Below are 12,736 nucleotides of genomic sequence, written 5' to 3'. Positions count from 1 at the left end.
CAAGGTCCACCAGCCACTGCACACGAGTTGGAACGGATGCCTCGTTGGTCAGCCCGATGCCGGCGAGGATGTGGTTTCAATTTTGCATAGCTGATCGACGGCTTTGTCAGGATGCGTAACATGCGGGCTGGCGGCACCGTCGGGACGACCATCATGTCGAACGCAGATGCGTCGTCGGGCTCATCATGCGTTGCAGGGCAACGCGCCCCGGAAGTTGACGAGCATGGGAGGCGGGGACCTGGTTCGTTCGCTTTAAGGGCAAAGTCCCGGTCGAAACGCTATGAGAAAGGCAGTTGGTGTGCGGCGCGATCGCGCAATAGATGGCGCGGCCAGGACGGGGATCCTGGGCGGCTCCAGGTTATGACGGCATGCCGGAAGATCCGTCAAATCATAAGTGTGGTGTGTTTATTTTATCAAAATCGACCTTGGTCGCTACCAAGAAGACAAAAATGTTTGTTCCAATTCTCACCAAAAATCACATCATGATTGCATTTATATGTTAAGTAATTTAACAAAAAGATCACTCCAGTTGCTCTCTGTTAGCACAACTTATACTTTGACAGTCTTGCTGTGGCAGATATGTTGAAGTCACGATATTGCATAGCACAATTAATGGCCCATGGCGCAACAAAAGGTTCCCAGTCTCGGTTGCCCTCAGTTAAAATGTTGGATTGGTCCACATGCATTCACGCTTCACTTCCCTAACGCCCAATGTTCAAGTTCAACAAGAGTTTTGCGGTCGTGGTCATGGCCGTCGCTTCCATTGCCGCATCCGCGCAAGATACGAACAAGTCAGATCTCTTCAATCAGGAGCCATTTGCCACTTCGAACCAGGGCGTTGGCGCGCTGCCCAACGGGTTGAGCGGCGGAACGGCACGCAAGATCTTGATTACCAATGGTCAGGTTAGCGAGTTGGGGGAAGGGGCCATCCGAGGTGGCGCTGGGGGCGCCAATGTTCCGCATCCCCAGAACGTCGGTGTGCAGCAGAAGAGCCCGGTAGAGCCAAGCGAATTCCAAAAATTCATTGCTGAGAACACGGGTAAGCTACTTCCAATTTTCGGTGCCGAATTTTTTGCGAATGCGCCGTCTACGTTTGCACCGATTTCCAATGCTCCGGTTCCGTCGGATTATCCGCTCGGCCCGGGAGATGAGCTGATGATCCGCGGCTGGGGCACTATCGATGTCGATTACCGCGCTACCATCGACCGCAATGGCACGATCTCGATTCCGACTATCGGAAATGTGCCGCTGGCTGGCGTGAAAGCTGGCGATGCGCAGAATGTCATTCGTGCCGCCATCGCTCGGCTGTATAAGGGCGTTACCGTCAACGTGACCTTTGGTCAGCTGCGTGCGATCACCGTGTACGTAGTGGGCGAAGCCAATCGTCCGGGCACCTATACTGTGTCGAGCCTGTCAACGCTGGTGACTGCGCTGTTCTCCAGTGGCGGTCCGAATGCGAATGGCAGTATGCGCCACGTCGAGGTGAAGCGTGGGGGCAAGGCGGTGGCAGAACTCGACCTGTATTCCTTCATTGCCAAGGGTGATAAGTCCGCAGACATTAAGCTGCAAGATGGCGACACGATCTACATTCCGCCTGCCGGTGGTTTCGTTGCATTGGTCGGGAAGGTCAACAGCCCTGCTGTGTTCGAATTGAAGAACACAGGCGAAACCATTGAGTCTCTGCTGGACTTTGCAGGCGGCCTGCCTATCGTCGCCGACCCGCGCCGGGCATTTCTTGAACGTATCGATCCGAACAGCAGCCATCCGCGAACTGTAGAAGAATTTGCACTGAATGCGGATGGACTTAAGCGTGTTCTAAAAAATGGCGACGTGCTGAACGTTGTTTCGATCACGCCGGACTTCTCGAATGCTGTGGTCTTGCGCGGTAACGTGGATCAACCGGTGCGTGCTCCGTTCAAATCTGGTATGCGGGTGAGTGACCTGATTCCAAGCAAGGAATACTTGTTGACACGCAATTCGGTCAAGCGCCAGAACAACGCAATCGTTACCGGTGAGAACGAGAAGGACACTCGAGAGAGGGCGGATACTATTGCATCCCGTATTGGCGGGCTGGTGGATGAAATCAACTGGGATTATGCCGTTATCGAGCGCGTGAATCGTTCGGACCTGAAAGTACAACTAATCCCATTCAATTTGGGTAACGTATTCACGAACCCTAATGGCCCCGACAATATTCAGTTGCAGCCAGGCGATACAGTCACGATCTTCTCACAAAATGATGTGGCGGTGCCAATGGCAAAGCGTCAGGTGTTCGTGCGCGTCGAGGGCGAAGTCAATGTGCCGGGCGTCTATCAGATGACCCGTAGCGATACGCTTCAAACCCTTCTCGCAAAGGCCGGCGGCCCGACCTCGAGCGCATATATGTTCGGCACCGCGTTTTATCGCGAAGAAGTACGCAAGGAACAGGAAGCGAATCTCAAGCGTGCTGCGGACCGTTTCGAGGCCCAGATTCGTAGCGCGGAATCTACACAAGCAGCCAACCTGCGTGGCATGAGCCAAACTGATGCCGCCGCGGCGACCGCGCAGTTCGACGCAGAACGTGCAATTGCGGAAGAGCGCATCGCGCGTTTTCGAAAACTCCAGCCGACTGGCCGTATTGCATTTGGCTTGGACCCCAATGACAATTCTTTTGCTCATCTGCCGCAAATGTCGCTGCAAAACGGTGATCGTCTGGTGGTTCCGCCGAGGCCGGCATTCGTGAACGTGTTTGGCGCGGTTAATGCTGAAGCTTCGCCGCTTTGGAAACCAAATACTCGCGTCAACGATTACCTGACAATTGCCGGAGTTTCTGATGACGCCGACATGGATAACATATTCGTATTGCGCGTCGACGGTACTGTTGTGTCGGCTCAGTCACAAGGATGGTTCTTCGGCAAGATTGGCGGTGTCGAGATCATGCCGGGTGATACCATCGTCGTACCCGAAAAATTGGATCGTCAAACCGCTTGGAGTAAATTCATCCAAGGCGCGCGTGATTGGACACAAGTGCTCGCTAATTTCGGTCTCGGTGCTGCTGCTGTTAAGACGCTGCGCAATTGATGGTTGATCTCATTCAGGTACGCGAAGACTCTGACCTCGATAAATGTATGAATGATATTGCTGTTGAAAAGAATCCATCAAAGACCGATTCCCGAGCAAATGCTCCAGGGCACGAAAGCATCGAGCTGAGCTTGATGGATTTTCTAATCGGAATGGCCAAGCGCAAGAAGCAGATTATCCTGTTGCCTCTGGTAGCCGGGGTGGTCTCGGCCGCGTTGAGCTTTGCGCTTCCGAACATTTATCAAGCGGATACCAAGCTGCTTCCGCCTCAGCAAGCGCAATCCGGCGCGGCTGCCCTCCTATCGCAGTTAGGTGGCATGGCAGGGCTGGCGGCGAGTAGCGCCGGCCTGAAAAATCCGAACGATCTGTACATCGGCATGCTTCGGAGTAGGACTGTGGCCGACCGCTTGATTGAGCAATTCAATCTGAGGAAAATCTACGATACCCGCTCTAACGAAAAGGCCCGCAAGCAACTCGAAGAGAATACGGCGATTGTAGCTGGTAAGGACGGAATCATCACGATCGAGGTTCAAGACAAGGATCAGCAACTGGTTGCGAGGCTCGCCAATGCCTATGTTTCGGAGCTTCTCAAGCTAACTAGCGTCCTGGCCATAACCGAGGCCGGTCAGCGTCGTGTATTCTTCGAGCGGCAGCTGGAGCAGGCCAAGAATAATCTGGCCAATGCGGAGGTGGCATTGAAGGGCGCGCTCGATACCCATGGTGTAGTCAGCGTCGATGCCGAGAGTCGATCGGTACTCGAGACGGTGGCGCGCTTGCGTGCGCAGATATCGGCGGACGAAATCAAGCTCAATTCAATGCGGGCATTCGTCACGTCGAGTCACCCGGAATTCAAGGAGACTACGGAAGAGCTGGCAAGCCTACGCGCCGAGCTGTCGAGGCTTGAGAATGGCCGTCCCGACGCTTCGCGCAACGCTGCGCCCAATACAGACGGCAAGAGTGGTCTGGAAAATATCAAGCTCCTGCGCAATGTCAAGTATTACCAAATGCTTTACGAACTGCTTGCCAAACAATACGAGGTGGCGCGGTTGGACGAGGCGAACGGCTCGACGGTTGTCCAGGTCCTTGATCCTGCGGTTGTTCCTGAACGGAAATTCAAGCCCAAGCGCGCGATCATCGTAATTCTGTCGGCGTCTTTCACCTTCCTGTTTACGGCACTTTGGGCTTTCGCGGCCGAGGCAAGGGAGAAAGCGATTCGGTCTGGGCTTCAGCCATCGTCTCAGTGGAACGAACTCCTGAAACACCTTGGTTTCCGCTGACATACCCAGATAATCGCTGCCTTGGCAGCATTTTCAAGATAACAAGAGTACCTGAAATGAAAAACAAGCCGATATACGTCACTCAGCCTTATTTGCCGCCACTTGATGAGTTCATTCCTCATCTGACGCAAATCTGGGATAACAAAGTGCTGACCAACGGCGGCCCGTACCACCAGGAGCTCGAAAAAGCCTTGTGCGAATATCTGGGCGTCAAGCATATTGCGCTGTTTTCGAATGGCACTCTGGCCTTAATTACGGCGCTGCAGGCCTTGCGAGTAACAGGCGAAGTAATCACGACGCCTTACTCGTTCGTTGCGACTGCTCACTCGTTGCTGTGGAACGGCAACAGGCCAGTGTTCGTGGATGTCGAGCCTGGTAGCTTGAATCTCGATCCGGCCAAGATCGAGGCCGCTATCACGCCGCAGACCACCGCTATCATGCCGGTCCACTGCTATGGCAATCCCTGTGACGTTCACGCGATCCAACGCGTCGCCGACAATTACAACCTGAAGGTTATCTACGATGCCGCACATGCCTTCGGCGTGCGCGACGACCATGGGAGCGTCTTGAATTACGGCGACCTGTCCGTGCTGAGCTTTCATGCCACGAAGGTCTTTAACACCTTCGAGGGTGGTGCTATCGTTTGTCCCGATGCGAAAACCAAGCAGCGTATCGATCACCTGAAGAATTTTGGTTTTGTGGATGAGACCACGGTGGTTGCCCCGGGTATCAATGGCAAGATGAGCGAAATCAATGCGGCCTTTGGACTGCTGCAACTGAAGCATCTCGACCACATTATGCGTAGACGTGCTGAAATTGCTGAGATATATCGGCAAGAGCTTCATGATGTTCCGAACATTGTTTGCCTTGGCGATACCGGCCAAATCGTTGCCAACAATTCTTACTTCCCTATTCTGGTGGAAAGCGATTATCCGATGAGTCGCGATGCCCTATACGCACAGCTCAAGGAATATGGCGTCAATGCACGGCGCTATTTTTATCCATTGATCACGGATTTTCCGATGTACCGTAGCTTGCCGTCTGCCGCACAGTCGAATCTTCCTGTCGCTACTAAAGCCGCCTTGAAAGTCCTGTGCTTGCCGATTTACCCGGCACTCACGGACGAAGATGTGTTCCGCGTGGTCTCGGTCCTGAAACGAGGAGCATAAGATGAAATACGCGATCATGCAGCCCTACTTTTTCCCTTACGTCGGCTATTATAGCCTGATCAAGGCGACCGATCGTTTCATCTTGTTTGACGATGTCCAGTTCATTCGTCATGGCTGGATCGAGCGGAATCGTATTTTGAAACCGGAAGAGGGCTGGCAATATGTAGCAGTGCCTTTGGAAAAGTTCGAATTCGGTGCAAAGATCAAAGATGTCAAGATTCGGAACGCCGAGGACTGGAAAGGCAAGCTGTTGCGTCAGCTCCAGCATTACAAGAAGCGTTCTCCGTTCTATGCCGATACCGTTGCCGTCATCGAAAGATCCCTGCAGGTCGACACGGACAGCATTACGCATTTGAACGCGAATGTACTGCGTGAGACTTGTAAATACATCGGTGTCAATTTGCAATTGGATATTTTCAGCGAGATGCAACTTGCCATTGATCCAGTAACGCATCCCGGCGAATGGGCCTTGCATATCACCAAGGCTCTTGGCGGCACTGAATACGTTAACCCGACCGGCGGCGTCGAAATTTTCAAGCCGGAACAATTCCAAGATGCCCAGATCAAGTTGAAGTTCCTCGGTAATAATCTCGAACCCTACAGCCAGCGGCGCGGCACTTTCGAGACAGGATTGTCTATCATCGACGTCATGATGTTCAATTCTCCTGAACGTATCCGTGAACTACTGGACGACACCTATTGCTTGTAATAGAAAAGTATTGAAAAGACGATGATTTCGAAATCTGCTACCGACAAACGTAATTGCGTGCTGAATGCTCATTTTACAAAAAATGCACGCGCAGCGTGGGGCCACGTCATCGCGTCCGTTTGCGGTGGCAAATCCGGGCGGGTGCTTCTCCCAGGGTATATTGGCTACACCGCACGCGAGGGTTCGGGCGTTCATGATCCGGTGGTGGCCAACGGTGCGGAATTTGATTTCTATAAAATCAAGGGAGACCTGAGTGTTGACATGGAGGATCTTGCGCGCCAGCTCGCGAAGGGATTCGATATCGTCCTCGTGATTCACTACTTCGGTTTTTGCCGGAACGATCTCGACGCGCTCGCGCAGCTTTGTCGCGATGTCGGCGCCGTCTTGGTGGAAGACTGCGCCCACGCTTTTTATCTGGATGCTCCGGGCAGCCGTATCGGCGATGTCGGCGAGTTCGCGTTTTATTCGCTCCATAAATACCTTGCCTTGGACACCGGGGGTTTGTTAAAAGTAAACTCCAAGGACCGTTCAATAATGCCGATTCCGGCCGAGATTGAAGCGGACAGGGATGTACTGGCTCAATACGCATTGTCCGATTTTTCCGCGATCAGCAGCCGCCGCCGCCAGAACTATGAAGCCTACGTGCAGTTGCTCGAAGGTCTCCAAAACCACATCGAGATCATGTATGTGTTGGAAGACGCGGACATTCCGCAAAGCTTTGCGATCCGGGTCAAGCATGGCAAGCGGGAGCCGCTCTATTTTCACCTGATGTCGAAAGGTATGACGATGATCGCCTTGTACTACCGGATGATCGACCAGCTCCGGTGCGAAGAACATGCGCTTGCCGTCGAAATCTCCAGCCAGATTTTGAATCTGCCCGTGCACCAGGATACGAATCTCGAAGATGTTTATGCGATCTGTCGTGAGATTAGGGCGTATTTCGAAGGCCAAGGCGCAAAATGAGTGTTGCAGAAGACATCAAGGATTTGCTCGTCGAAGTAGATAACGACTTTACGCCGAGGCTGTCGGTTAAGCTCGACTTCGACGTGTACTGCCGGAAGATCGCCGAGAAGGCGGTGCTCTTTACCGTCTACGAGGCCGGGAAAATTAGCGGATTGGTCGCCGTATATTGCAACGATTCGGCTGTGGATAGCGCTTTCGTCACGATGGTCGCAGTGCGCAAGTCCGCCCGATCGACCGGTCTTGGCTCTGCGTTGTTGAGAAGCTCATTTGCATACGCAGCCAAAGCAGGCTTCAAGACGATGCGTTTGGAAATCTACAAGACCAATCCCGGCCTGCGTTCCTTCTACGGGCGTTTGGGTTTTACGGTAGCGAGCGAGTCTGACGTGTCGGTGTTCATGGAACTCGACCTTTTTTCACATCAATCTTCTCGTCTGGGCACTTCGTGAGTTTACGGCTCCCCATTCTTGCCAACTATGCGAGCCAACTTTATATCACGATAGTAGGCATCGTGCTCGTGCCTACCTATGTGCGTTACATGGGAGCAGAGGCGTATGGCTTGGTGGCATTTTTCGCAATGCTGCAGGCATTCTTCGGCATGCTCGATTTGGGCCTCACGCCCACGATCGGAAGGGAAACCGCGCGATTCCACGGCGGCGCATTGTCTCCCTTGCTTTATCGGCAGCTATTCCGTGCCATTAGCTTGATTTTCTGCGCGATCGCGGTCCTCGGCGGGGGCGCACTTCTATGCATGTCCGATATTGTCGCGTCGCGTTGGCTGAACGTCACTCACATTGATAAGAATGCAGTGATCAACGCTGTCCAGATCATGTCGGTATGCGTGGCGTTGAGATGGATGGGGGGGCTGTACCGCGGTGCGATCACCGGTGCCGAGCGGCTTATTCTCATGAGCGGCTTCAATGTTTTTATCGCGACTTTGCGTTTCGTCGCTGTGCTGGGTTCGATGGCCGCCTTTTCGTACACGCCGAAAGTATTCTTCATCCACCAGTTGGTCGTGGCGCTGACGGAATTACTGCTGCTTTATCTGATCAATCTGAGAATGTTGCCGTCTAAACGTTCGCTAGACGGGGCCATCGGTTGGTCGATAAAACCGGTACTTCCCATCGTCAAGTTTGCGATGACGATTACGTTTACCTCGTCGGTCTGGGTTCTAGTCACGCAGACCGATAAACTGATCCTGTCTGGTATCTTGCCCTTAGCCGATTATGGCTTTTTTACTATGGCCGTCATGATCGCGAGTGGTGTGACGGTCATCAGTGCGCCAATTACAGCGTCGATCTGGCCGCGTATGAGCAAATTGGCCGCCGAGGCAAATGACACAGGCTTGCTTAAGCTTTATCGGCAATCGACTCAACTTGTTGCGGTAGCCGCGATTCCGACGACCGTCGTACTTGTTTGTTTTGCATCGCCGGTGCTTCTTGCGTGGACTGGTAGTGCTGAGATCGCGGCAAAGGCAAGCACTTCTTTGCAGTTGTACGCGCTCGGCAACGGCGTCATGGCGTTTGCCGCGTTTCCGTACTATTTGCAATTTGCTAAGGGCGATCTCAAGCTGCACCTGATCGGAAACGTGATTTTTGTCATCACGCTTATCCCGGGGCTGATATGGGCAACTACGCGTTTCGGCATGAATGGCGCGGGCTGGGCATGGCTACTTGCCAACTCGGGATATTTCGTGCTTTGGGTGCCTAGAATACACAGGCGTTTTGCAGCGAAAGATTTCAATTTCCGCTGGGTTTTCGAAGATATTTTGCCAATTCTAGTCCTTCCACTCACGTTCGTGTTGTTGGCAAAGTATGTGCTTCCGCTGCCGTCAGGCAGAATCGAACTGTCTCTTTTGATTGCTCTGATCAGCGCGCTGACATTGGCCGCCGGTATAGTCTCGTCGCCACCGATGAGGGCAAAGCTGACACGTGGCAGATTCATCAAGACGGCATAACCAGCGATCTGCAAATCCTTGTCGATTGATGGCGTTTGGCTCGTAATCCGGGCAATCCGCTGCAGCGGCAGCGTTGCCGCCCGTATAAGACTCCGGCATTGATATGGCTTATTCAATTTTTCATAAAACTCATAACGTGTCGGGTTCCGACGAGAGACTTTTGGCAAAACTGCGCTTCAAGCAGAAGATCCGAGCGCACGGCATGGTTCGATCGATCTGGAATTTGTATCGCCGACTCCGGCCGTCACCGGCACCACAGCCGAGGCCGAAAGCAGCCCAGATCGGCGATCTTGTCATCGTTTATCGTCACGTATTCATTTCGCAAGACATCGCCAGATTCCCATCGAAAGCGAGACCGGATGGTTTTGACTACGTTAAATGCTTTCGCCGCCTCGTCGAAACTGTCGAAGCCAGTAATCACGCGAGTCGGGTTCGCATTCTTGTGCTGTATAACGGTACTGCCGAGCAACTCGAAATTGACCCGTTTGCGACATATTTGCGACAATGTGACCGCGACATCGAAGTACAACTGCACAGCGCGCGCTCGGCCGTGGAAGCCGCATTGGTGATGATGCGGGTCGTCAGAGACCTGCCGCTCGAGCCTTGCGATATCGTCTACCTGCTCGAGAATGATTACCTGCACGCTGACGGTTGGGTCGATGAGGTATTCAAATTGTATTCGTCGGGACTGAATTTCGACTATGTATCCTTATACGATCATCCGGACCGGTACAAATATCCGGCACATTACGGTCAATCGACACTCTACGCGACCGAATCGCGGCACTGGACGACTGCCCCGTCCACATGCGGTACGTTCATGATGAAGCATGAGGTATTTCGGCGTGACTTTGAACATTTGTACACGACCAAGCCAGACCATTTGATGTTCGACAGACTGATCGCGGGAATGGGCCGCAAATTGCTGACGCCCGTGCCTGGTCTTTCTCTACATTGCATGTCGGAATATTTAGATCCTGTTCAGTCACTTGAACAGTATTTCTGTGATGTTGGCCGCGCGAGCGAAGCATGAATCAGGAAAAAGAAATAATTGTTTTTGACATCGACAAGACGTTGATTCATCGCAATCTACATGAATTGATCATCGAACTGTGGTGTGCCGAACACTTCCATCGTCGCGTGCTTGCCTGGACCACGTCGTGTCTACACGCCTTGTGTGTCGTTCCTTTCCTCAAGCGCCGAATCGAATATCTTATCACCGCCTTCATTCCGGAACGTAAGTTGCGCTCCCTGACATTGCAGATTCTGAACGACTCGGACAATGTGCATGAGGGCCTGAAGCGTCGCATCGATCGCTACAAGCGTTATAACTATGTTGTTGTATTGGTGTCGGCCACACCGGAACGCGTAGCCCGCCCATTAGCGAGAGCGCTGGGCGTTGACGTCTACGCGTCCAAGAGCATTTTCGGTGTTCTGACACACGACCTCCTTGCCAAGAAGCACAAAGTTTATCGTGCAATGGAACAGCAGGCGCTGAGCATTCGGACGATCTATTCGGATAGTCATCTAGATTTTTGGAAGCCGTCAAAGAATTTTTTGGTCGAACATAAGGCTGTCACTAGGGTGACGACATGAAAGAATTTTTTTTCGCCTTAGTCCCGGGTTCCGTATTCGTCTACCGTTATGCACCGCAATTGCAGATACCAAGGCTGATTGGTTTCGCATTGATGGAAATCGTACCATTCCTGATCGTCGCTTGGCTTGAACAGATCTCGGTATCAATGGTCGTTCTCGGCTTTCTGCTCCTTTATTCGGTCTATGAGATCGGTTATATCCAGAACGATCTTCTGGCGAAGAAGGAAGAAGTCGGGATGACCGAGCGCTCGCAGTTTGCCGGATTCAATCCGATTACGTTTTTTACGTTGCGTGTGATCCCGATAGCTGGCATGGGATGTCTGACATATTCATTGTGTCCTGAATCTTTTACGCCGGTCATGTTTTGCCTCCTGATTTTGTTTGCCGTCTTCATTGTGCACAACGCCTTGACAAAGCCTCGTTGGCGCATCGCCAGTTTCATTGCGCTGAATACTCTCAAGATTTGGATGCGCGTGATAATTCTCTCGCCCGCGGCGACCTTTTACGTCCTGGGCGCGTTGCCGCATCTGATCGTCAAGCTGATTCATTATCTCGGGGCAAAAACAGTGGTGAATGTTTCTGAGGAAACAATGAAAACCATCGCATTGCCGATTTATCTAGGATCGGTACCATTGCTGGCATTTGTCGACCCCAAGGTAGTTCTTTTTTGTCTGCCGTACTTGCTCAACCATTGCAAAGCAGAATTGTTGCGGACCGCGAACACGTTGCTGGTCAAGCATCCGTTTTGATTGCCACAGGATCCGGAAACAGATGTTTTATCGATACTTTGGCGCACGGCCGAGATACCTGTGGTTGATTTTCTATCTGCTTTTAAATCTGATTTATACCATTCTGATCATAACTCAGAAGACGCTTTTCGGTGAAACACAGCTCGTCCCGATTAATGAGGCAACACCGGTTTTCCGGATTTTTCTGCTGTTGGCAGGCTTCTATATCGTCGCGCAGACTTTCTGGTTCAACCTGGTAGACAAAGTTCGCGTTTACAAGATTCAGATTTCCGATCCGGTCTTGATGGACAAGCGGATCAGTTGGACCTTGGCTTTTTTGCAGGCTATGTTCTTGCTTTATGTTCTCGTGACGGGCAGCTTTGTCGCCGGATCTACCAGTCGTGACCAGTCGCTTCTGTCCATGCTTTGGGTTTTCGTACCGGTCGATGTATTGTTTTTCATTTACTACGGGTTCTATAGGCAGTCCCGTTATTTCAAGCTTAACTGCGTAATCTGGCTGATGTCCAGCCTGATACGTGGATGGAGCGGTGTTCTGCTGACCATGATCTTCTTCGAGTCCTCACGCTTGATCCGGGCCCGTGCCATCAAGGCAAAACATGTGTTATGGGGCGGCCTGTTGTTTTTGGTCGGCTATCCGTTGATATATTTTTTAAAATTGTTCGTCAGGTATTACGCATATAAGCAAAATGCCGGTTTCTCCGAATTTCTCGGAGTGTACGAGTCGATCGATGTGCTGCAGGCGATGGGTATTGCTCTTCAGCAGGTTTTTGATAGACTGCAATTGATATCGAGTTCGATAGGCGTATATCAGCTCGCTTCTGCGTTAGGTGAAAATTATTCACAAGGTTTGATGTATCCATTCTGGTTGGAAGGGATACACGGACTCGCAATCGACAGGCTTTTCGGTGATCCATATCATCTTAGTGCTGGCGTTGCGTTTGCGCAGCAACTTGATCCTGCGTCGGAAGTCAATTGGAATGCGAATCCTACGATAATTGGATGGTTTTTCATTGTGCCGCAATATGCTTCGCTAAACTTTCTTTATGCGCTTGTCGTGTCGGCTCTCCTCGCGCTGATGGGGAAAATGCTGAAACCTACTGAAGAATCGCGGGATATGGTCTGGTATGCATGGCTGGTACTGCTTATTCCGGGCTGGTACGGCGCTTTCTTTCTGTACGTGTATGCGATGTTCTTGTTTATTGTTCTTCACATGATTTTCAATTTTTGTGCAACGTTTTGGATGAATGTCGGAGAGTAAT

Annotated in this window: 11 protein-coding genes; all 11 read left to right on the top strand. The window is 51.9% G+C overall.

Annotated features, from left to right (window positions below; genetic code table 11):
* Positions 1–711 precede the first annotated feature (711 nt).
* Positions 712–3,060 carry a polysaccharide biosynthesis/export family protein gene (locus ISF28_RS29080; RefSeq protein ID WP_229519452.1) on the top strand — a complete coding sequence of 783 codons (2,349 nt, stop codon included), beginning with the start codon at positions 712–714 and terminating at the stop codon, positions 3,058–3,060.
* A 47-nt stretch (positions 3,061–3,107) separates the two neighbouring features.
* Complete coding sequence (locus ISF28_RS29075; RefSeq protein WP_229519451.1) at positions 3,108–4,337, top strand: GumC family protein; 1,230 nt, start codon at positions 3,108–3,110, stop codon at positions 4,335–4,337.
* A 56-nt stretch (positions 4,338–4,393) separates the two neighbouring features.
* Positions 4,394–5,506, top strand: a complete 1,113-nt coding sequence (locus ISF28_RS29070; RefSeq protein WP_198120665.1) for a DegT/DnrJ/EryC1/StrS family aminotransferase — start codon at positions 4,394–4,396, stop codon at positions 5,504–5,506.
* Position 5,507: 1 nt separating this feature from the next.
* Complete coding sequence (locus ISF28_RS29065; RefSeq protein ID WP_198120664.1) at positions 5,508–6,215, top strand: WbqC family protein; 708 nt, start codon at positions 5,508–5,510, stop codon at positions 6,213–6,215.
* Between the two features lie 21 nt (positions 6,216–6,236).
* A complete protein-coding gene (locus ISF28_RS29060) occupies positions 6,237–7,178 on the top strand; it encodes a DegT/DnrJ/EryC1/StrS family aminotransferase (RefSeq protein ID WP_198120663.1) in 942 nt (313 codons plus the stop codon).
* On the top strand, positions 7,175–7,624 hold the full coding sequence (locus ISF28_RS29055) for a GNAT family N-acetyltransferase (protein ID WP_198120662.1): 450 nt from the start codon (positions 7,175–7,177) through the stop codon (positions 7,622–7,624). Before ISF28_RS29060 ends, ISF28_RS29055 begins: the two co-directional genes overlap by 4 nt.
* Positions 7,621–9,132 (top strand): oligosaccharide flippase family protein, encoded by a 1,512-nt coding sequence (locus tag ISF28_RS29050; RefSeq protein WP_198120661.1) that lies wholly within the window; start codon positions 7,621–7,623, stop codon positions 9,130–9,132. The genes ISF28_RS29055 and ISF28_RS29050 overlap by 4 nt, the downstream gene beginning before the upstream one ends.
* Before the next feature lie 160 nt (positions 9,133–9,292).
* A complete protein-coding gene (locus tag ISF28_RS29045; protein ID WP_198120660.1) occupies positions 9,293–10,165 on the top strand; it encodes a hypothetical protein in 873 nt (290 codons plus the stop codon).
* Positions 10,162–10,728, top strand: a complete 567-nt coding sequence (locus ISF28_RS29040) for an HAD family hydrolase (RefSeq protein ID WP_198120659.1) — start codon at positions 10,162–10,164, stop codon at positions 10,726–10,728. Before ISF28_RS29045 ends, ISF28_RS29040 begins: the two co-directional genes overlap by 4 nt.
* Complete coding sequence (locus tag ISF28_RS29035; RefSeq protein WP_198120658.1) at positions 10,725–11,477, top strand: hypothetical protein; 753 nt, start codon at positions 10,725–10,727, stop codon at positions 11,475–11,477. Before ISF28_RS29040 ends, ISF28_RS29035 begins: the two co-directional genes overlap by 4 nt.
* 22 nt (positions 11,478–11,499) lie before the next feature.
* Complete coding sequence (wzy, locus tag ISF28_RS29030) at positions 11,500–12,735, top strand: oligosaccharide repeat unit polymerase (protein WP_198120657.1); 1,236 nt, start codon at positions 11,500–11,502, stop codon at positions 12,733–12,735.
* The last annotated feature ends 1 nt before the right edge of the window (position 12,736 follow it).

Source organism: Massilia rhizosphaerae, from assembly GCF_016093545.1.
Classification (GTDB): Bacteria; Pseudomonadota; Gammaproteobacteria; order Burkholderiales; family Burkholderiaceae_D; genus Telluria; species Telluria rhizosphaerae.
This window is presented reverse-complemented; position numbering and strand designations above follow the sequence as displayed.

What these genes read in the sequence shown, in the direction of transcription:
- ISF28_RS29080 (WP_229519452.1), top strand. Translation starts at nt 712, where the DNA reads ATGTTCAAGTTCAACAAGAGTTTTGCGGTCGTGGTCATGGCCGTCGCT.
- ISF28_RS29075 (WP_229519451.1), top strand. Translation starts at nt 3,108, where the DNA reads ATGAATGATATTGCTGTTGAAAAGAATCCATCAAAGACCGATTCCCGA.
- ISF28_RS29070 (WP_198120665.1), top strand. Translation starts at nt 4,394, where the DNA reads ATGAAAAACAAGCCGATATACGTCACTCAGCCTTATTTGCCGCCACTT.
- ISF28_RS29065 (WP_198120664.1), top strand. Translation starts at nt 5,508, where the DNA reads ATGAAATACGCGATCATGCAGCCCTACTTTTTCCCTTACGTCGGCTAT.
- ISF28_RS29060 (WP_198120663.1), top strand. Translation starts at nt 6,237, where the DNA reads ATGATTTCGAAATCTGCTACCGACAAACGTAATTGCGTGCTGAATGCT.
- ISF28_RS29055 (WP_198120662.1), top strand. Translation starts at nt 7,175, where the DNA reads ATGAGTGTTGCAGAAGACATCAAGGATTTGCTCGTCGAAGTAGATAAC.
- ISF28_RS29040 (WP_198120659.1), top strand. Translation starts at nt 10,162, where the DNA reads ATGAATCAGGAAAAAGAAATAATTGTTTTTGACATCGACAAGACGTTG.
- ISF28_RS29035 (WP_198120658.1), top strand. Translation starts at nt 10,725, where the DNA reads ATGAAAGAATTTTTTTTCGCCTTAGTCCCGGGTTCCGTATTCGTCTAC.
- wzy (WP_198120657.1), top strand. Translation starts at nt 11,500, where the DNA reads ATGTTTTATCGATACTTTGGCGCACGGCCGAGATACCTGTGGTTGATT.